Raw genomic sequence first — 19,529 nt, forward strand, 5'->3', positions numbered from 1 at the left:
TGCCGGACGCCAGCACGACGACCCCGGCGGCCGGCGGCCCGGCAGGTGCCGTGCCGGGCAGGACGAGCACGACGTCGGCGTCGTCGCCCGCTCCCACGAACCTCACCCCGTGGCCCTCGAGATGGGCGCGCAGCGGAGCCGGGAGGTCACCGGTCGGGTGGACGGTCGGGAACAGCGTCATGCGTCATCTCACCATTCGGACGGCAGCGTTACTGCACGGTACGGTCCGCGCGGCGCCCGGTCAACGACTCCGCGGAGAACCGGCGGGCGAATCGCGGGGTGCTCCACCACACTGATCCGATGCGGACGCTGGGGGTCGAGGAGGAGTTCCTGCTGGTCACGCCCGAGGGCCGGCCGACCTCGGTCGCGGTCGCGGTCCTGCGGCACGCCGCACAGGCCGGTGTCACGGGCGGTGACCAGCCCGGCGGGGACGTCGAGAAGGAGTTCAAGCAGGAGCAGATCGAGACGTCGACCCATCCCTGCACGGACGTCGGCGCGCTCGTCGAGGAGATCCGCGCCGGCCGAGCACGCACGGACGCCCTCGCCCAGCGTGCCGGGGCGCGGATCGCCGCGCTGGCCACGGCGCCGCACGTCGTGGAGTCGACGGTCCTGCCGGACCGGCGCGCGCACACCATCCGCGCCGAGTTCGGTCAGACCGCCCGCGAGCAGCTGACCTGCGGCTGCCACGTCCACGTCTCGATCGCCGACGAGCAGGAGGGCGTCCGCATCCTCGACCACCTCCGGGTGTGGACGCCGGTCCTGCTGGCGCTCAGCGGCAACAGCCCCTCCTGGCAGGGCAGCGCGACGGGGTACGCGTCGTACCGCTCGCAGGTGTGGGGCCGCTGGCCCACCGCCGGTCCCACGGCACCGTTCGGCGACGTGGCGGGGTACCGCGCGGTCATCGACGGGCTGCTCGCCACCGGCGCCATCCTCGACGACGGGATGGTCTACTTCGACGCCCGCCTGTCCTCGCGCTACCCGACGGTCGAGGTCCGCGTCGCGGACGTGTGCCTCGACGCGGAGGACGCGGCGCTGCAGGCGGCGCTCGTCCGCGGGCTGGCGGACACCACCGCGCAGGAGCGCCCGGACCAGCCCCGCACCGAGCTGCTGCGGGCGGCGACCTGGCGCGCGGCCCGCTCCGGCCTCACCGGCGACCTGGTCAGCCCGCTCACCGGCAAGCCGCTGCCGGCCGCCGAGGTGGTCGCCCAGCTGGTCGAGCACGTCAGGCCCGCGCTCGTCGAGACGGGCGACCTGGACTGGGTCGAGCGGCACGTCGCGACCGTGCTGCGCCGCGGCAACGGGGCGATCCAGCAGCTCGGCTGGCGCGCGGAGGGCGCGGACGACGACGAGGTGGTCCGCCGCGCGGTCGACCGGACGCTGACCAGCTAGAGGAGGTCCCCCAGCGGCACGTCCGGGTCGGCCAGCCGGTCGCGGTCGACGACCGACCGGGAGCGGACCAACGCCTGCACGTCGTCGACGACGTCCCAGACGTTGACGTTCATCCCGGCCAGCACGCGCCCCTCCCGCCGCCAGAACGCGACGAGCTCGCGCGACTGCAAATCGCCGCGGACGACCACCTCGTCGTACCCGTGCGCACCGACGTACCCGACGTACTCCATCCCCAGGTCGTACTGGTCGGTGAAGAAGTACGGGAGCCGGTCGTAGGGCTCGTCCGCACCGACGATCGTCGCCGCCGCCGTCGAGGGCTGGTTGAGGGCGTTCGCCCAGTGCTCGACCCGCACGTGGGTGCCGAGGAACGGGTGCTGCGCGCGTGCGATGTCCCCGACGGCAAGCACGTGCGGGTTCGAGGAGCGCAGGTGGGCGTCCACGACGAGCCCGTTCTCGACGTGCAGGCCCGCCGCCTTGGCGAGGCCGACCCGGGGGGCCGCTCCGATGCCGACCACGACGAGGTCGGCGTCGATCAGGGTCCCGTCCGTGAGCTCGACGCCGCCGACGCGCGTGCCGTCCCCCGCAGCCACGACCGCGGCGACCTCGGTGCGCGTCCGCAGGTCGACGCCGTTCTCGCGGTGCAGGTCGGCGAACATCGTCGCCAGCTCCGGGCCGAGGACGCCCACGAGCGGGAGCGGGTCGCGGACCAGGACGCTGACCGTGCACCCGGCGGCACGCGCGGCGGCGGCCACCTCGAGCCCGATCCACCCCCCACCCACCACCACGACGCGGGGGGCCGCGCCCAGCAGCGCGCGCAGGCGGTCGCTGTCGTCCAGCGTCCGGAGGTGGACGACGCCCTGCAGGCCGGCGCCCGGCACGTCGAGCCGTCGGGGCTCGGACCCGGTCGCGAGCACGAGGTGCGCCCAGCCCGTGCGCGTCCCCGAGCCGTCGACGACGTCCCGGGCGCCCAGGTCGATCGAGGACACCGCCGTGCCCAGCCGCAGGTCCACGTCGTGCGCCGCGTACCAGTCCTCCGCGTGCACGAAGGCGCCTCCGCGCTCCTCGCCGCCCTGGAGGTAGCCCTTCGACAGCGGAGGGCGTTCGTACGGGCGCTCGGTCTCGGCGCCGAGCAGGACGACGCGGCCGTCGTAACCTCGCTCGCGCAGCCCCTCGACCGTCTTCGCCCCGGCCAACCCGGCACCCACGACCACGACCTGACCGCTCACGGCTGGCCCCCGCTCTCGTCGGACGCCCCCGGCGACGGTCCCGCCGACGGGTGGCGACTGCCAGCGCACCAGGTCGGCACCCGGAAAGCAACGTCCCCGGTGTGGCGAAGTCCACGTCCCGTGCGCCCCGGCCGCCGCGCCAGATGGACGGCTGCCTGGCACCCTGGGGCCATGCTGATGTGGCCGGGACGCCCCTACCCCCTGGGCGCCACCTACGACGGGACAGGCACGAACTTCGCCCTGTTCTCGGAGGTGGCCGAACGAGTCGAGCTGTGCCTGATCGCGGAGGACGGGACCGAGACGAGGGTCGACCTGCCGGAGGTGGACGCGTTCGTCTGGCACGGCTACCTGCCCGCCATCTCCCCCGGGCAGCGCTACGGGTACCGGGTGCACGGTCCGTACGACCCGGACCGCGGCCTGCGCTGCAACCCCGCCAAGCTGCTGCTCGACCCGTACGCCAAGGCGATCGACGGGCAGATCGACGGTGACCCGTCGCTGTACTCCTACCGGTTCGACGCACCGGACGAGCGCAACGACGACGACTCGGCGGCGCACACGATGACCTCGATGGTCATCAACCCCTACTTCGACTGGGGCCACGACCGTCCACCGCAGCACGAGTACCACGAGTCGGTGATCTACGAGGCCCACGTGCGCGGGCTGACCATGCAGCACCCGGCCGTGCCCGAGGAGCTGCGGGGCACGTACTCCGGTCTCGCGCACCCCGCCGTGATCGAGCACCTCACGTCGCTGGGGGTGACCGCCGTCGAGCTCATGCCGGTGCACCAGTTCGTCAACGACCCCTCGCTCGTCGAGAAGGGCCTGTCCAACTACTGGGGCTACAACACCATCGGCTTCTTCGCACCGCACAACGGCTACTCCGCCTTCGCCCCGTCCGGGCAGCAGGTGCAGGAGTTCAAGGCGATGGTCAAGGCGCTGCACCAGGCGGACATCGAGGTCATCCTCGACGTGGTCTACAACCACACGGCCGAGGGCAACCACCAGGGCCCGACGCTCAGCTTCCGCGGCATCGACAACGCCAACTACTACCGGCTCGTCGACGACGACCAGGCGCACTACTTCGACACCACCGGCACCGGCAACTCGCTGCTCATGCGCTCGCCGCACGTGCTGCAGCTGATCATGGACTCGCTGCGGTACTGGGTCACCGAGATGCACGTCGACGGCTTCCGCTTCGACCTGGCCGCCACGCTGGCCCGCCAGTTCCACGAGGTCGACCGCCTGTCCGCGTTCTTCGACCTGGTCCACCAGGACCCCGTCGTCTCGCAGGTGAAGCTCATCGCCGAGCCCTGGGACCTCGGCGACGGCGGTTACCAGGTGGGCGGCTTCCCCCCGCTGTGGTCGGAGTGGAACGGCAGCTACCGCGACACGGTCCGCGACTTCTGGCGGGGCGAGCCGTCGACGCTCGGCCAGTTCGCCAGCCGCCTGTCCGGCTCGTCCGACCTGTACGAGCACACGGGCCGCCGACCGATCGCGAGCGTCAACTTCTTCACCGCGCACGACGGCTTCACGCTCAACGACCTCGTCTCCTACAACGAGAAGCACAACGAGGCGAACGGCGAGGGCAACAACGACGGCGAGAGCCACAACCGGTCCTGGAACTGCGGCGCGGAGGGCCCCACGGACGACCCGGCGATCACCGCGCTCCGGGCCCGGCAGCGGCGCAACTTCCTGGCCACCCTGCTGCTGTCCCAGGGCGTCCCGATGATCGCGCACGGCGACGAGCTGGGGCGGACGCAGCAGGGCAACAACAACGTCTACTGCCAGGACAGCCCGCTGTCGTGGATCGACTGGGACCTCGACGAGGACAAGACCGACCTGCTCGAGTTCACGCGACGGCTCGTGCGCCTGCGCCAGGACCACCCGGTGTTCCGGCGTCGCCGGTTCTTCGCCGGCTCGCCGGAGCACGGCGGCGAGTCCGACCTGCTCGACATCGCGTGGCTCTCGCCGGACGGCCAGCACATGCGCGACGACGCCTGGGCGGCGGACCAGGCGCGCGCCGTGCAGGTCTTCCTCAACGGCGACGCGATCGCGGAGCCCGACCTGCGCGGTCAGGACATCGTCGACGACAGCTTCCTGATCCTCTTCAACGGGCAACCGGACCCGGCCACGTTCACGCTCCCGGACGCCGACTACGGCGTCGAGTGGACCGCCGTGGTGGACACCGACTCGCAGATCGAGTCCGGCAGCACCGTGAGCGCGGGCGCCCAGCTCGAGATGCGGGAGAAGTCGATCATCGTGTTCACCCGCGCCCCGCTCACGCCGTCGGCCACGTCCTCCGGCACCGGCGCGGTCGCCGAGGCCTCTCGTGAGGCGGCCAAGCAGGCGAAGGCCCGGCGTGACTCGTCGACCACGACCGAGCAGAAGCCCAAGCGTCGGACCACCCGGCCCCGCCCCAGCGCATGAGCGAGGCTCGACCTGTCCCCACCCGCCGCCTGCCCACGGCGGGCATGCCCGTGCCCGTCTCGACCTACCGGGTCCAGCTCGGGGCGGACCTGACGCTCGACGACGTCGCCGCGCGGGTGGGCTATCTCGCGGCGCTCGGCGTGACGCACGTGTACCTGTCGCCGATCCTGCGGGCCGCGCCCGGGTCCACGCACGGGTACGACGTCGTCGACCACGACGCGGTCGCCCCCGAGCTCGGCGGCGAGGCCGCCCTGCGGCGTCTCTCGACCGCCGCGCACGACGCGGGCCTGGGCCTCGTGCTCGACATCGTGCCCAACCACATGGCGGTGCCGACGCCGGTCTGGCACAACCGCGCGCTCTGGTCCGTGCTGGACCAGGGGCCGGAGTCACCCTTCGCCGACTGGTTCGACGTCGACTGGACCGCCGGCGACGGCGCGGTCCTCATGCCGGTGCTCGGAGACCGGATCGGGGCGGTGCTGGGCCGCGACGAGCTGCAGCTGGACGAGCTCGACGTCCCGGGCTTCGGGCGGCAGACCGTGCTGCGGTACCACGACCACGCGTTCCCCGTGCGGGCGGGGACCGAGTCGCTGCCGCTCAGCGAGCTCGTCGAGCGCCAGCACTACCGGCTCGCGTACTGGCGCGTGGCCGACGAGGAGCTGAACTACCGGCGGTTCTTCGACGTCGGCACCCTGGTCGCCGTCCGGGTCGAGGACCCGGCCGTGTTCGACGCCACGCACGCCCTGGTCCTGCGGCTGCTGGCGGACGGGACCGTCGACGGGCTGCGGATCGACCACCCCGACGGGCTCGCGGACCCCGCCGGCTACCTCTCGCGGCTGCGCGAGGCCAGCGGCGGCGCCTGGGTGGTCGTCGAGAAGATCCTCGAGGGCTCCGAGTCCCTGCCGCCCGACTGGGAGACCGCCGGCACCACCGGCTACGAGGCCCTCTGGCGCATCCAGCAGACGTTCCTCGACCCCGGCGGCGCGGCCGTGCTCGGAGCGGTCATGCACCGCCTCACGGGCGACACGTCCGACGCGTTCCCCGCGATCGCGGAGCACGCCAAGCGCGAGATCGTCGACGGGCCCCTGTACGCGGAGGTGTACCGCCTGACGTCGCTGGCCGCCGACATCTGCCGGGACGACCTGCGCCTGCGCGACCACACGTGGCGCGCGCTGGAGGACTGCCTGATCGAGCTGCTGGTCGCGTTCGACCGCTACCGCGCCTACGTCGTGCCCGGCGAGCCCGTGCACCCCGAGTCCCAGGACGTGCTGCTCACGGCGGCCGCCCACGCGCGGGCGCGGCTGTCGGCCGAGCGCGGCGCCACCATGGACGTGCTGGTCGACCTGCTGCTCGGCCGGGAGGTCGGCAGCGCCGGCCGCACGCGGGGGCCCCGCCGCGACGAGCTGGTGGTGCGGTTCCAGCAGACGTGCGGCGCGGTCATGGCCAAGGGCGTGGAGGACACCGCGTTCTACCGCTGGACGCACCTCACGGCGCTGTGCGAGGTGGGCGGCGCTCCGGAGCAGTTCGCCCTGACGCCGACCGACCTGTCCGCGTGGGCCTCGACGATGCAGGTCTCCGCGCCGCTGGGCATGACCACCCTGTCGACGCACGACACCAAGCGCGGCGAGGACACCCGCGCCCGGCTCGGCGTGCTCAGCGAGCTGCCCCGGGAGTGGTCGACCCTGGTCGACGCGCTGCGGGCCGCCTCGGCGCCCTACCGCAGCGCCCTGCTCGACGGCCGCACGGAGTACCTCCTCTGGCAGACCCTGGTCGGCACCTGGACGGACGACGGTCCCCTCTCGGAGGACCGGCTCGTGGAGTACCTGACCAAGGCGATCCGCGAGGCGAAGAGCCGCACCACGTGGACGGCTCCGGACGAGGCCTACGAGCGTGCGGTCCTCGACGCGGCGCGGCAGGCACTGGCGGACCCCGCGGTGGGCTCGCTGCTGACCGACTGGGAGCTGCGCACGCGCCCCGCCGTCCGGGCGGCGACCCTGGGCACGAAGCTCGTGCAGCTCACCCTGCCGGGCGTCGCCGACGTCTACCAGGGCACCGAGGTGCCGAACCCCGTGCTCGTCGACCCGGACAACCGGCGACCGGTCGACATCGAGCCGCTCGTCGCACGGCTGGCCCGCCTGGACGACGGGGCCGGACCGCGGGACCTCGCCGACGAGAAGCTGCTGGTCACCTCGCGGGCGCTGCGCCTGCGCCGCTCCCTGCCCGAGGCGTTCGTGGGCGCCGGAAGCGGCTTCCTGCCCCTGGCGCACTCGTCGGGGCACTGCCTGACCTATGCCCGCACGGTCGACGGCGAGGCGCGGGTGGCCGTCGTCGCCACCCGGCTCGCCGCCGCCGTCGACCGGCTCGGCGGATGGGCGGACCACACGGTGGCGCTGCCGGAGGGTGAGTGGCACGACGTGCTGACCGACCGGCCTGTCACCGGCGGGGTGGTGGACGTCGCCCCGCTGCTGGACCGGCTGCCCGTGGCCCTGCTCGTGCGGGCGGTGGGCTGAGCGTGCGGCCGCGCGTCTGGTCCCCGGCGGCGATCTCCGTCGACCTCGTCGTCGGCGAGGAGCGCGTCGCGCTGACGCCGCACGGGCAGTGGTGGGAGGCGGACCTGGATCTCCCCCACGGGTCCGACTACGCGTTCTCGGTGGACGGCGGTCCGCCGCGTCCCGATCCGCGCAGCGCGTGGCAGCCGGACGGCGTGCACGGACCCAGCCGCGTGTTCGACGCGTCGCGGTCCGCCTGGTCCGACCAGGGCTGGGCCGGGGTGGACGTGCGCGGTCACGTGGTCTACGAGCTGCACGTCGGCACGTTCACCCCGGAGGGCACGCTGGACGCTGCCGTCGAGCACCTCGACGAGCTCGTCTCGCTCGGCGTGGACCTGGTCGAGCTCATGCCGGTCGCCCCGTTCAGCGGCGTGCACGGCTGGGGGTACGACGGGGTGAGCCTGTTCGGGGTGCACGAGCCCTACGGCGGGCCGGCCGCCCTCCAGCGGTTCGTCGACGCCGCCCACGCGCGCGGCCTGGGCGTCTGCCTCGACGTGGTGCACAACCACATGGGTCCGTCCGGCAACTACCTGAGCGAGTTCGGCCCGTACTTCACCGACCGGCACCAGACCCCGTGGGGTTCCGCCATCAACCTCGACGGCCCGGGTGCCGACGAGGTGCGCCGGTGGATCTGCGACAGCGCCCTGCGCTGGTTCCGCGACTTCCACGTGGACGCCCTGCGCCTGGACGCGGTGCACGCCCTCGTCGACGACTCGGAGCGCCACCTGCTGGCCCAGCTGTCCGACGAGGTGGCAGAGCTCGCGGACTCGCTCGGACGGCCGTTGTCGCTGGTCGGCGAGTCCGACCTCAACGACCCGGTCTCGGTGACCCCGACCGCCGACGGCGGCTGGGGCCTGACGGCGCAGTGGGACGACGACGTCCACCACGCCGTGCACGCCCTGGTCACGGGCGAGCGGCACGGGTACTACGTCGACTTCGGGACGCCCGAGGTCCTGCGTACGGCCCTCACCGGCGCGTTCGTGCACGACGGCGGCTTCTCGACGTTCCGGGGCAAGGACTGGGGGCGACCGGTGCCACCGGGCACCGACGGGCACCGGTTCGTCGTGGCGGCGTCGACGCACGACCAGGTGGGCAACCGCGCGCTGGGCGACCGGCCGTCGGCGCGCCTCGATCCCGGCGGGCTGGCGGCGTCGGCCGCGCTGGTGCTGCTGTCCCCGTTCACCCCCATGCTGTTCATGGGCGAGGAGTGGGGCACGCGCACGCCGTGGCAGTTCTTCACCGACCACCCCGAGCCCGACCTGGCGGCGGCGGTGCGCGACGGTCGCCGGCGCGAGTTCGGTGGGCACGCCTGGGACCAGCTGTACGGCGGCGACGTCGAGGTCCCCGACCCGCAGGACCCCGCCACGTTCCGCGCCGGCGTTCTCACGCGCGAGGAGCTGGACGTGCCCGAGCACGCCCGCCTGCGGGACTGGTACCGGTCGCTGATGGCCCTGCGGCGCACCGTCCCCGACCTGGCCTCGGGCGACCTGGGCGCGACGGACCTCAGGTGGGGCGACGGGTCGGGCGATGCCGGGGTGCCGTGGGACGGGTGGCTCGTCGTGCGTCGAGGCACGGCGCGGGTGGTCGTCAACCTGTCCGGCAGCCCGGCGGTGGTCCCGGTGCCGCTCGACGGACCCGTCGACGTGGTCGCCACGTGGGAGCCGACGACCCTCGAGCCGGCACCGGACGGCGCGCTGGTGACGATGGCGCCCCGCTCGGTCGCGGTCCTGGCGTGAGCAGGTCTCAGCCGACCAGCGCGGCGCCGTCCGCGGCCAGCGAGCCCAGCCGGGAGAGCGCCCGGTAGTACTTCTTGCGGTAGCCGCCGGCGAGCATGTCCGCGGAGAACAGGTCCTTCTCCCCCGCACCGCCCAGCAGCACGGGCACGTCGCGGTCGTAGAGCCGGTCCACCAGGACCACGAAGCGCAGGGCGACGTCCTGCGTCGGCACCGGGTGGACGCCGGTCAGCGCCACCAGCCCGACCCCGTCGAGCAGCGCGCCGTAGCGGCTCGGGTGCACGGTCGCCAGATGACCGAGCAGGTCCCCGAAATCGTCCAGGGTCGCGTCCGGGCGTCCGGCCGCGGCGCCACGGACCTCGTCCTCGCTCAGGCCCCCGGCGTCCGTCACCACCAGACGGTGGCGGTAGTCGTCCCCGTCCACGCGCAGCACCTCGAACCGTGCGGCGAGCGCCTGGATCTCCCGCAGGAAGTCCTCCGCGGCGAACCGGCCCTCGCCCAGCGACCCGGGGAGCGTGTTCGAGGTGGCCGCGAGCGCCACGCCCCGGTCGGCCAGCTCGCGCAGCAGGCGGGACATGAGGACGGTGTCCCCTGGGTCGTCCAGCTCGAACTCGTCGATGCAGACGAGCCGGCGGGTGGCCAGCGCCTCGACGGTGGGCAGGAAACCGAGGGCGCCGACGAGGTTGGTGTACTCGACGAACGTGCCGAACGCGGCGTCCTGGGCGCCGACGGCGTGCGCGAGCGAGGCGAGCAGGTGGGTCTTGCCGACGCCGAATCCGCCGTCGAGGTAGACGGCTACCGGTGCAGCCTTCTCCCGTCGCCAGAACGACCTGTTCGCCCCCCGACGGATCTGGTCCGCGGCAGCGGTCAGGCGAGCGACGGCCGCCCGCTGCGAGGGGTGCGCCGGGTCCGGCCGGTAGGACGCGAAGGACTCGTCGGCGAAGTGGCGCGGCGGGACGAGCTCGGCGAGAAGCCGGTCCGGTGGGACGACGGGACGGCGCTGCGTGAGGCTCGCGATCGCGCCCGACGCAGGCTGGGAGTCCGCGGAGGTCACGATCGACCAGCCTACGTCGGGCGGTGGGGCCGATCGAACCGGGACACCACCTGGACACCCGTCCCACATGTCGGCGCGCGAGTCTCATGATCCGGACACCCTCTCCCGCGTCACGCAGACCCGTGACAACCTCGTCAGGTGATCGCCCCCGGGTTCCGCCTCTCGTGTCAGTGCGTGCGCGTCTGCACGCGCGCTGTCGTCGCGGACCCGTGCGTGTGCTGCTGTCCGCGGAGCAACTGACCCCGCCCCACGTCCCCCTCGGGCGCGCGGTCTGCGTCCAGGAGAACCGTTCCCCCCAGAGCGGTGGGTGCAGGCGCACGTCCATGTTCCTCGGAGGTAGCGCCCTATGGCGCCGACCAGGATCGCCCCGCCCGCGGCTCGCGCCGAGGGCCAGTGGGCCTTCGACCAGCGTGAGCCGCTCAACGGCAACGAGAAGTTCAAGCAGGACGACGACGGCCTCAACGTCCGGCACCGCATCGAGACCGTCTACTCGCGCGACGGCTTCGCCTCGATCGCGCCGGAGGACCTGCGCGGACGGATGCGCTGGTGGGGGCTCTACACGCAACGCAAACCCGGTATCGACGGCGGCAAGACCGCCACGCTCGAGCCGCACGAGCTGGACGACGAGTTCTTCATGCTGCGCGTGCGCTGCGACGGTGGCGCCCTGAGCCTCGAGCAGCTGCGCGTGATCTCGCAGGTCTCGGTCGAGTTCGGTCGCGGTACCGCGGACATCACCGACCGGCAGAACATCCAGCTGCACTGGATCCGCATCGAGGACGTCCCGGAGATCTGGCGTCGGCTGGAGGCCACCGGCCTGAGCACGCAGGAGGCCTGCGGCGACACGCCGCGCGTCATCCTCGGCTCCCCCGTGGCCGGCGTCGCGGCCGACGAGATCATCGACGGCACCCCGGCCGTCCGCGTGATCGCGGAGCGCTACATCGGCGACCCGGCGTTCTCCAACCTCCCGCGCAAGTTCAAGACGGCGATCAGCGGCTCCCCGCACCACGACGTGGCGCACGAGATCAACGACGTGGCGTTCGTCGGCGTCGTGCACCCCGAGCTCGGCCCGGGCTTCGACGTCTGGGTCGGTGGCGCGCTGTCGACCAACCCGAAGCTCGGTGTCCGGCTGGGCGCGTTCGTCACGCTGGAGCAGGTGCCCGAGGTGTGGACGGGCGTCGTCGGGATCTTCCGCGACTACGGCTACCGCCGGCTGCGCACGCGTGCTCGCCTCAAGTTCCTCGTCGCCGACTGGGGCGCCGAGCTGTTCCGCGAGGTCCTCGAGGGCGAGTACCTCGGCTGGACCATGGCCGACGGCCCCGCGCCTCCCCCGCCGCCCACCGGCCGCCGCGACCACGTCGGCGTGCACCCGCAGAAGGACGGCAACTTCTACGTCGGCGTCGCGCCGACGGTGGGACGCATCTCCGGCGAGCTGCTCGGACAGGTCGCGGACCTGGTCGAGGCCGCCGGCTCGGGGCGGGTCCGGCTGACCGTCGAGCAGAAGCTGGTCATCCTGGACGTCGCCTCGGACAAGGTCGACGCCCTGGTCGACGGCCTGGAGGCGGCCGGGCTGCACGTGCGGACGGCCTCCACGTTCCGCCGAGGCACCATGGCGTGCACCGGCATCGAGTTCTGCAAGCTGGCCATCGTCGAGACCAAGGCGCGCGCGACGCACCTCATCGGCGAGCTGGAGGACCGGCTGCCCACGTTCGACCAGCCGATCACCATCAACCTCAACGGCTGCCCCAACTCGTGCGCCCGCATCCAGACCGCCGACATCGGCCTCAAGGGCGCGCTGGCGGGCGGTGAGGACGGCTACCAGGTGCACCTGGGCGGCGGGCTCGGGCTGAACGTCGGGCTCGGCAAGACGCTGCGCGGGCTGCGCGTGCCCGCCGAGGAGCTGCCGGACTACGTCGAGCGGGTCGCGCGGCGGTTCGACGAGCAGCGCGTCGACGGCGAGCTGTTCGCGCAGTGGGTCCAGCGGGCGGACGAGGAGGACCTGCGATGAGCACCAGCGGTTCCGAGCGTGCGGTCCCGTACTACTGCCCCTTCTGCGCCAGCGAGGACCTGTGGCCGGCCGGCGAGACCCACGGTCAGTGGGAGTGCCGCTCCTGCACGCGCGCGTTCGGGCTGCGGTTCGTCGGGCTGGTGACGGGCTCATGATCACCGCCGACCTGCAGGCGCTCGCGCAGGACGCGGGCCGCGAGCTCGAGGGTGCTCACCCGTCGCAGATCCTGCGCTGGGCAGCGCAGACCTTCGGCACGGACCTGGTGCTGGCGTCGTCGATGGGCGACGAGGTTCTCGTGCACCTGGCCGCCGAGGCCGTGCCGGGCATCGACGTGATCTTCCTCGACACCGGTTACCACTTCGCCGAGACGCTCGGGACGCGCGACTACTACGCCGACTTCACGACCATCACGCTCCGCACGATCCTGCCGCTGCGCACGGTCGCCGAGCAGGACGCGGAGCACGGTGAGAAGCTCCACGACCGCGACCCCAACCTCTGCTGCGCCCTGCGCAAGGTCGAGCCTCTGGAACGTGGCCTGCAGCCGTACACCGCGTGGATCACCGGCATGCGCCGCGAGGACGCCCCGACGCGCACCGACATCACGGTCGTCGGTTGGGACGCCAAGCGCGGCAAGGTCAAGCTCAACCCGCTGGCCGCGTGGACGCAAGCGGACGTCGACGCCTACGCCGACGAGCAGCACGTGGTGCTCAACCCCCTGCGCCAGGCGGGCTATGCGTCCATCGGCTGCGCCCCCTGCACGCGCGCCGTCGCCCCCGGCGAGGACCCGCGGGCGGGTCGCTGGTCCGGTACCTCCAAGATCGAATGCGGGTTGCACACATGAGCGTCGTCTCCACCCTCACGCAGCTGGACGCCCTCGAGTCCGAGGCGATCCACGTCATGCGCGAGGTGGCCGGCGAGTTCGAGCGCCCGGTGCTGCTGTTCAGCGGCGGCAAGGACTCGATCGTCATGCTGCACCTGGCGCGCAAGGCGTTCTGGCCGGCACCCGTGCCGTTCACGCTCATGCACGTCGACACCGGGCACAACTTCCCCGAGGTCATCGAGTACCGCGACCGCGTGGTGGCCGAGCACGGGCTCCGGCTCGTGGTGACCAGCGTGCAGGACGCCATCGACGACGGGCGCGTGGCGGAGCGCGCCGACGGCTCCCGCAACGCGCTGCAGACCGTGCCGCTGCTCGACGGGATCACCGCGCACAGGTTCGACGCGGTGTTCGGCGGCGGTCGTCGCGACGAGGAGAAGGCGCGCGCCAAGGAGCGGGTGTTCTCCCTGCGCGACGAGTTCGGGCAGTGGGACCCGCGTCGGCAACGACCGGAGCTGTGGGACCTCTACAACGGCCGCCACAAGCCCGGCGAGCACGTGCGCGTCTTCCCCCTGTCCAACTGGACCGAGCTGGACGTCTGGCGCTACATCGAGCGCGAGCAGATCGAGCTCCCGGCGATCTACTACTCCCACCAGCGCGAGGTCTTCCTGCGCGACGGCATGTGGCTGGCGCCCGGCGGCTGGGGAGGTCCGCGCCCCGGCGAGACGCTCCAGGTGCGCACCGTCCGGTACCGCACGGTCGGGGACATGAGCTGCACCGGTGCGGTGGAGTCGACGGCGTCGACCGTCCCGGAGGTCATCACCGAGGTGGCCGCCAGCCGGCTCACCGAGCGCGGTGCCACCCGGGCCGACGACCGCGCCTCGGAGGCCGCCATGGAGGACCGCAAGCGCGAGGGGTACTTCTGATGGGCACCCTGACCACGACCACCGAGGAGAACCCGCACGTGACCGAGCACGCGACGCGGGACCTCCTGCGGCTGGCCACGGCCGGGTCCGTCGACGACGGCAAGAGCACCCTGATCGGCCGGCTCCTCTACGACACGAAGTCGGTCCTCGCGGACCAGCTGAGCGCGGTCGAGGCGGCGACGCTGGCGCGCGGGGGCGGCGAGGTCGACCTCGCGCTGCTCACCGACGGACTGCGGGCCGAGCGCGAGCAGGGCATCACGATCGACGTGGCCTACCGCTACTTCTCGACCGCGACCCGCGCCTTCGTGCTGGCGGACACCCCCGGCCACGTCCAGTACACCCGCAACATGGTGACCGGAGCCTCCACCGCGGAGCTGGCGATCGTGCTGGTCGACGCGCGCAAGGGGGTGCTGGAGCAGACCCGCCGGCACGCCGCGATCACGGCGCTGCTGCGCGTCCCGCACGTGGTGCTCGCGGTGAACAAGATGGACCTGGTCGGCTTCGACGAGGCCACCTTCCGCACGATCGCCGACGACTTCACCGCCTACGCTGCCGGTCTCGGCATCCCGGACGTCACGGCCGTCCCGCTGTCCGCGCTGGCCGGCGACAACGTGGTGGACCGCTCGCTGCGGACGCCCTGGTACGACGGACCCACGCTGCTCGAGCACCTGGAGTCGGTGCCCGTAGGGCGCGATGCCCTCTCCGAGCCGTTCCGGTTCCCCGTGCAGGTGGTCATCCGGCCCCGCACCGCGGAGCACCCGGACTACCGCGGCTACGCGGGCCGGGTCGCGTCCGGGGTGGTGAGCGTGGGCGACGAGGTCACGGTCCTGCCGTCCGGCAAGCGCAGCACGGTCGTCGGCATCGACACGTTCGACGGTCCGCTTCAGGAGGCGCACGCACCGCAGTCGGTCACGCTCCGTCTGGCCGACGACGTGGACGTGGCCCGGGGCGACGTCCTGGTGCCGAGCGCCGCGACGGTCGCCACGGGCACGGACCTGGAGGGCACCGTCTGCTGGCTGGCGGAGAAGCGCAGCGTCCTGGGCGCCCGCCTGCTGGTGCGCGTCGGCACCCGGACCGTGCGGGCGCTGCTGCGCGAGGTCAACGCCCGGTTCGACGTGGACACCCTCACGGTCGAAGCCTGGGACGGCGTGGACACCCTGCACGCCGTGGACGCCACCGACACGTCCTCCGACATCCCCCCGCGTGCCCTGACCCTCAACGCGATCGGCCGCGTCAAGATCCGCCTGGCGGAGCCGATCGTGCTCGACGAGTACGCCACGCACCGGCGCACCGGCGGGTTCCTGCTGGTCGACCCCGCCGACGGCACCACGCTGGCCGCCGGCATGATCGGCGCCACGCTGCTCGACCGGCTCGCCCCGACGCCCTCCGGCCAGGGCGACGACGACTGGTTCGCGGGGGCCGGGATATGACGCGCCCCCAGCACGCCCTGCTGCTCGACCTGGCCGGCCGACGGGTCGTCGTGGTCGGCGGCGGGCCGGTCGCCGCCCGGCGCACGGCACGGCTGGTCGAGGACGGTGCCGACGTCCTGCTCGTCGCGCCCGCGCTCTGCGAGGACCTCGCGGACCACGTCGCGACCGGCCGCGTGGTGTGGCGCTCTCGCGACTACCTGACCACCGACCTCGACGGCGCGTGGCTCGTCCACACGGCCACCGGCGAGCGCGCGGTCGACGACGCCGTCGCCGCGGACGCCGAGGCCGCGCGCGTCTGGTGCGTCCGGGCCGACGACGCCGCCGCGTCGAGCGCGTGGACGCCCGCGGTCGCCCGCTCCGGGGACGTCACCGTGGCGGTCGGAGCCGGCGGCGACCCGCGGCGGGCGGTCGCGCTCCGCAACGCGATCTCCCTCCTGCTCGAGACCGGCGGCCTTCCGCTGCGGCACCACCGCCCGACCACCGGTCGCGTGACCCTCGTCGGCGGCGGACCCGGCGACCCCGGCCTCATCACCACGCGCGGGCGCCGGGCTCTGGCCGAGGCGGATGTCGTCGTGGTCGACCGCCTGGCTCCGCGCGCGCTGCTGGCGGAGCTCGACCCGGCCGTGGAGATCATCGAGGCAGGCAAGTCCCCGCACGCGCACACCCTCACGCAGACCGAGATCAACGCGGTGCTCGTCGAGCGGGCGCAGGCCGGCCACCGCGTGGTGCGGCTCAAGGGCGGCGACTCGTTCGTGCTCGGCCGCGGCGGCGAGGAGGTGCTCGCCTGCCTGTCGGCGGGCGTGGCGGTCGAGGTGGTTCCCGGGGTCACCAGCGCGCTCGCCGTGCCGGCCGCCGCGGGGATCCCCGTGACGCACCGCGGGCTCGCCCGCCAGGTCACCATCCTGTCCGCGCACGACACGGCCCCCGACTGGGCCACGCTCGCGCGCGTCGAGGGCACGCTCGTCCTGCTCATGGGCGTCGCCCAGCTGCCGTCGCACACCCGCGCGCTCCTGGCGCACGGCAAGGACCCGGGCACGCCCGTGGCCGTCGTGGAGAACGGCACCCTGCCCGGCCAGCGCACGACGCTGGGCACGCTGGCCGACATCGCGGACCGCGCCCGGGAGCGCGGCGTCGGCAACCCGGCCGTCGTGGTCATCGGGGACGTCGCCGCCCTGGCGGACGTCCTGGCCTAGGTTGGCGGCGTGGCCGACTCCCCCGCCCTCGACGTCCTCCTGCCGCTCGACTCGGCCGTGCGGCACCTGGCACCGCGCGAGGACGAGGCCGAGCTGGCGGCCCTGTTCACCGACGGGCCGGCGGGCGGCGTGCACGTGCGCGCCAACATGGTGAGCACCGTCGACGGCGCCGCCACGGGAGCCGACCACGTCAGCGGCTCGATCAACGGTCCGGCGGACTACCGGGTGTTCCGGGTGCTGCGCGCGCTCGCCGACGTCGTCCTCGTCGGAGCCGGGACCGCCCGCGCGGAGCGGTACCCACCCCTCGACGTCCCTCACGGGCTCCGGGCCGTCCGTGCGTCCCTCGGGCTCCCCGACCAGCTCGAGCTCGCGATCGTCACGGCCAGCGGGGAGCTCCCCGACTCGCTGCTCGACACCGACCGGCCGCCGCTGGTGCTCACCACCGGCTCGGCGCCGTCCCTGGACGGCCTGCGGTCGCGGATCGGCGCCGACCGGGTGGTCGTCGCGGACGGTGGGCTGCCCGGCGCCGTCGACCCTCGTGCGGTCGTCGCCGCCCTGGCCGAGCGCGGGCTGTCGCACGTCCTGGCGGAGGGCGGCCCGACGCTCCTGGCGCAGCTGGTGGACGCGGACCTGGTCGACGAGCTGTGCCTGACCTGGAGCCCGCAGCTGGTCGGGGGGCCGGCCGGACGCGTCACGCACCTGCCCACGTGGTTCACGCCGGCGCGCTCGCTGACCCTGGCGCACCTGCTCCACGCGGACGGCGTGCTGCTGGGCCGCTGGCGGGTGGCTAGGCTCGGCGCGTGACCGACACGATCATCGTCCTCACGGAGGACACCCTGGCCAGCGCCGACGTCGAGAACCTGCTCGCCCTGCACGAGGGCGAGACGTACGCGTACCGCGTGCTCGTCCCGGCGGACACGGACCGACCGCTCATCTCCACGATCATCGACAACCTCAGCCTCGGCGAGCTTCGGGAGGCGTGGAACCGCGCGACCGGCAAGGAGCCGTCCCACCGCGAGGCCCGGGCGACCGCCGACGAGCAGCTGGCGGGCAGCGTGGCCGCGTTCGCCGCAGCGGGCCGCGAGGCCACCGGCGTCGTGGTCGAGGACGACCCGCTGCCCGCACTCAAGGCCGCGGTCGCGGACGGCGACGTGGTCGAGGTGGCCGTCGTGACGTACCCGCACGCGGTCGAGGACACGTTCCACCGCGACTGGGCGTCGCGGGCCCGCGAGGAGCTCCAGGTCCCCGTCCTGCACCTCTACGCGGGCACCAGCGAGCTGGGCTGACCCCGCGCGACGAGAAGGGCGGCACCCGTTGCGGGTGCCGCCCTCTCGTGCGTTCAGAACCCGGTCTCGGTGACCGCGGGGTAGTAGCGGCGGAACTTGCGGACCTGGTTGACCAGGGCCATCGCGACGTAGAGCCGGCGGCGCGGCGACAGGTCGCCCGGATAGGCCAGCGGGTGCGCCACGGCCTTCGCCCTGATGAGCCGCCGGACCCGTGCGGCGAGCTGCGGGTCGCGCACGTAGCGCAGGAGCAGCCGGTGCGGCACCACCGAGTAGAGGATCTCCCTGTCGACGACGACCGGCGGCACCGAGCGCCCCTCGACCGCGTCCTCGACCACGAACCGCATGGGGTTGGCACCCGCGGCGGTCACGTAGTAGTTGTTCCGGCCGATCCGCGGGTTGACCTCGAAGAAGCGGAACTTCCCGGTACGCGGGTCCACCTTGACGTCGAAGTTGGCGAACCCGCGGTACCCCGTCGACGCCAGGAAGGTCCGCGCCTGGTCGAGCATCTCGTCGTCGCGGTAGGTGATCATCGCCGCGGGATTGCCGAGGCCCGACGGGGTGTGCTCCTCCAGCAGCACGTGCGCCGAGCACAGGAGCGTGATCTCCCCGTGGGTGTCCACGTAGGCGGTGATGGACCGCATCTGCGTGTCGTCACCGGGGACGAGCTCCTGCACGACGAACCGGCCACGGAAGCCGGCGCCCCGCAGCGCGCCCCAGAGCCACGTGAGCTCGGCGGGCGTGGCGATCTCGAAGACCTTCTTCTTGCCCTCGAACTCCACGTCCTGGTAGTCCGCGCTGCTGGCCGCCTTGGCGATCAGCGGGTACTCCAGGTCGACCGGGGCGGCCGTCCAGGCGTCCACCGAGGCGAAGTCCTGCACGATCGTGCGCGGCACGGAGATGTCGAGGTCGTCGCAGATCTCAGCGAACGTAGCCTTGTCCGAGATCCGGTCCAGCAGGTGCTCCGACAGGAACGGCACCACGTAGTACTGCTCGAGCAGCGCACGGTGCTGGACCACGACCCGGACCAGCCAGTCGGAGTTGGCCATGAGCAGCAGGCGCCGGTCGGGCATCGACTGCGCGACGGTGACCAGCCGGTCCACCAGCTGGCGGGGGTCGTGCCCGTCCGCGACGATCTCGTGCCGCACGATCCTCGAGTGCGCGACCGGACCGAGCGCCGCACCGGCGACGACCACCGACGTGACGCCGTAGGCCTCGTGGAACGACCGGGCCAGCGCGTACACGCCGATGTCGGCGCCGAGGATGACGGGCTGCAGAGGCGTCCCGCTCACGCGGTGTGCTCGGTGCGGTCGGTGGTCCACTGGGTGTGGAAGGTGCCGTCGCGGTCGGTGCGCTTGTAGGTGTGGGCGCCGAAGAAGTCGCGTTGGGCCTGGATGAGGGCGGCGGGCAGCCGCTGGGCGCGCACGCCGTCGTAGTAGGACAGCGAGGACGCGAACGCGGGGGTGGGGACCCCGTGCAGGGCCGCGCCGGCCACGATGC

At 73.3% G+C, this 19,529-nt stretch carries 16 protein-coding genes and 1 pseudogene; 12 read left to right on the top strand and 5 right to left on the bottom strand.

Annotated features, from left to right (window positions below):
* The coding region (locus tag RYN42_RS14295; protein WP_315097215.1) for a hypothetical protein at positions 1–181 on the bottom strand (181 nt) is incomplete at its 3' end.
* Between the two features lie 119 nt (positions 182–300).
* Between RYN42_RS14295 and RYN42_RS14300 the strand changes: the two genes are divergently transcribed.
* Positions 301–1,389 (top strand): glutamate--cysteine ligase, encoded by a 1,089-nt coding sequence (locus tag RYN42_RS14300; protein ID WP_315097217.1) that lies wholly within the window; start codon positions 301–303, stop codon positions 1,387–1,389.
* Here the strand turns inward: RYN42_RS14300 and RYN42_RS14305 are convergent.
* Positions 1,386–2,615: an FAD-dependent oxidoreductase gene (locus RYN42_RS14305; RefSeq protein ID WP_315097219.1), complete on the bottom strand. Its 1,230-nt coding sequence runs from the start codon at positions 2,613–2,615 to the stop codon at positions 1,386–1,388. The genes RYN42_RS14300 and RYN42_RS14305 overlap by 4 nt on opposite strands.
* A gap of 171 nt (positions 2,616–2,786) precedes the next feature.
* Here RYN42_RS14305 and glgX point away from each other — a divergent pair, with 171 nt between their 5' ends.
* From glgX to treZ, 3 genes are read left to right on the top strand one after another with little or no spacing between them, the layout of a single operon-like run.
* Positions 2,787–5,042 carry a glycogen debranching protein GlgX gene (gene glgX / locus RYN42_RS14310; RefSeq protein ID WP_315097220.1) on the top strand — a complete coding sequence of 752 codons (2,256 nt, stop codon included), beginning with the start codon at positions 2,787–2,789 and terminating at the stop codon, positions 5,040–5,042.
* The gene (treY, locus tag RYN42_RS14315; RefSeq protein ID WP_315097222.1) at positions 5,039–7,549 is read left to right on the top strand and encodes a malto-oligosyltrehalose synthase; all 2,511 of its coding nucleotides are present in this window, start codon (positions 5,039–5,041) and stop codon (positions 7,547–7,549) included. The genes glgX and treY overlap by 4 nt, the downstream gene beginning before the upstream one ends.
* 2 nt (positions 7,550–7,551) lie before the next feature.
* Positions 7,552–9,324, top strand: a complete 1,773-nt coding sequence (treZ, locus tag RYN42_RS14320) for a malto-oligosyltrehalose trehalohydrolase (protein WP_315097225.1) — start codon at positions 7,552–7,554, stop codon at positions 9,322–9,324.
* A gap of 7 nt (positions 9,325–9,331) precedes the next feature.
* Here treZ and zapE read toward each other — a convergent pair whose 3' ends face one another.
* Positions 9,332–10,375: a cell division protein ZapE gene (zapE, locus tag RYN42_RS14325; RefSeq protein ID WP_315097226.1), complete on the bottom strand. Its 1,044-nt coding sequence runs from the start codon at positions 10,373–10,375 to the stop codon at positions 9,332–9,334.
* 346 nt (positions 10,376–10,721) lie between these two features.
* Here zapE and RYN42_RS14330 point away from each other — a divergent pair, with 346 nt between their 5' ends.
* From RYN42_RS14330 to RYN42_RS14365, 8 genes are read left to right on the top strand one after another with little or no spacing between them, the layout of a single operon-like run.
* Entirely contained in the window at positions 10,722–12,380 is a 1,659-nt protein-coding gene (locus RYN42_RS14330) for a nitrite/sulfite reductase (protein ID WP_315097228.1), read from the top strand.
* On the top strand, positions 12,377–12,535 hold the full coding sequence (locus RYN42_RS14335) for a hypothetical protein (RefSeq protein ID WP_315097229.1): 159 nt from the start codon (positions 12,377–12,379) through the stop codon (positions 12,533–12,535). Before RYN42_RS14330 ends, RYN42_RS14335 begins: the two co-directional genes overlap by 4 nt.
* On the top strand, positions 12,532–13,221 hold the full coding sequence (locus tag RYN42_RS14340) for a phosphoadenylyl-sulfate reductase (protein WP_315097230.1): 690 nt from the start codon (positions 12,532–12,534) through the stop codon (positions 13,219–13,221). Before RYN42_RS14335 ends, RYN42_RS14340 begins: the two co-directional genes overlap by 4 nt.
* Positions 13,218–14,123, top strand: coding sequence for a sulfate adenylyltransferase subunit CysD (gene cysD / locus RYN42_RS14345; RefSeq protein WP_315097232.1), 906 nt, complete (start codon positions 13,218–13,220; stop codon positions 14,121–14,123). The genes RYN42_RS14340 and cysD overlap by 4 nt, the downstream gene beginning before the upstream one ends.
* Positions 14,123–15,553 carry a GTP-binding protein gene (locus RYN42_RS14350; protein WP_315097234.1) on the top strand — a complete coding sequence of 477 codons (1,431 nt, stop codon included), beginning with the start codon at positions 14,123–14,125 and terminating at the stop codon, positions 15,551–15,553. The genes cysD and RYN42_RS14350 overlap by 1 nt, the downstream gene beginning before the upstream one ends.
* A complete protein-coding gene (cobA, locus tag RYN42_RS14355) occupies positions 15,550–16,746 on the top strand; it encodes a uroporphyrinogen-III C-methyltransferase (RefSeq protein WP_315097235.1) in 1,197 nt (398 codons plus the stop codon). The genes RYN42_RS14350 and cobA overlap by 4 nt, the downstream gene beginning before the upstream one ends.
* 9 nt (positions 16,747–16,755) lie before the next feature.
* On the top strand, positions 16,756–17,550 hold the full coding sequence (locus RYN42_RS14360; RefSeq protein WP_315097236.1) for a dihydrofolate reductase family protein: 795 nt from the start codon (positions 16,756–16,758) through the stop codon (positions 17,548–17,550).
* The gene (locus RYN42_RS14365; RefSeq protein ID WP_315097238.1) at positions 17,547–18,032 is read left to right on the top strand and encodes a hypothetical protein; all 486 of its coding nucleotides are present in this window, start codon (positions 17,547–17,549) and stop codon (positions 18,030–18,032) included. The genes RYN42_RS14360 and RYN42_RS14365 overlap by 4 nt, the downstream gene beginning before the upstream one ends.
* Positions 18,033–18,085: 53 nt before the next feature.
* Here RYN42_RS14365 and RYN42_RS14370 read toward each other — a convergent pair whose 3' ends face one another.
* Complete coding sequence (locus RYN42_RS14370; RefSeq protein WP_315097240.1) at positions 18,086–19,321, bottom strand: hypothetical protein; 1,236 nt, start codon at positions 19,319–19,321, stop codon at positions 18,086–18,088.
* Positions 19,318–19,529 (bottom strand): annotated as a pseudogene (locus RYN42_RS14375) (NADP-dependent phosphogluconate dehydrogenase); the annotation flags it as partial. The pseudogene RYN42_RS14375 and the gene RYN42_RS14370, both read right to left, overlap by 4 nt.

Origin of the sequence: uncultured Cellulomonas sp. (assembly GCF_963527515.1) — a bacterium.
GTDB lineage: Bacteria > Actinomycetota > Actinomycetes > Actinomycetales > Cellulomonadaceae > Cellulomonas.

What these genes read in the sequence shown, in the direction of transcription:
- RYN42_RS14300 (WP_315097217.1), top strand. Translation starts at nt 301, where the DNA reads ATGCGGACGCTGGGGGTCGAGGAGGAGTTCCTGCTGGTCACGCCCGAG.
- glgX (WP_315097220.1), top strand. Translation starts at nt 2,787, where the DNA reads ATGCTGATGTGGCCGGGACGCCCCTACCCCCTGGGCGCCACCTACGAC.
- treY (WP_315097222.1), top strand. Translation starts at nt 5,039, where the DNA reads ATGAGCGAGGCTCGACCTGTCCCCACCCGCCGCCTGCCCACGGCGGGC.
- RYN42_RS14330 (WP_315097228.1), top strand. Translation starts at nt 10,722, where the DNA reads ATGGCGCCGACCAGGATCGCCCCGCCCGCGGCTCGCGCCGAGGGCCAG.
- RYN42_RS14335 (WP_315097229.1), top strand. Translation starts at nt 12,377, where the DNA reads ATGAGCACCAGCGGTTCCGAGCGTGCGGTCCCGTACTACTGCCCCTTC.
- RYN42_RS14340 (WP_315097230.1), top strand. Translation starts at nt 12,532, where the DNA reads ATGATCACCGCCGACCTGCAGGCGCTCGCGCAGGACGCGGGCCGCGAG.
- cysD (WP_315097232.1), top strand. Translation starts at nt 13,218, where the DNA reads ATGAGCGTCGTCTCCACCCTCACGCAGCTGGACGCCCTCGAGTCCGAG.
- RYN42_RS14350 (WP_315097234.1), top strand. Translation starts at nt 14,123, where the DNA reads ATGGGCACCCTGACCACGACCACCGAGGAGAACCCGCACGTGACCGAG.
- cobA (WP_315097235.1), top strand. Translation starts at nt 15,550, where the DNA reads ATGACGCGCCCCCAGCACGCCCTGCTGCTCGACCTGGCCGGCCGACGG.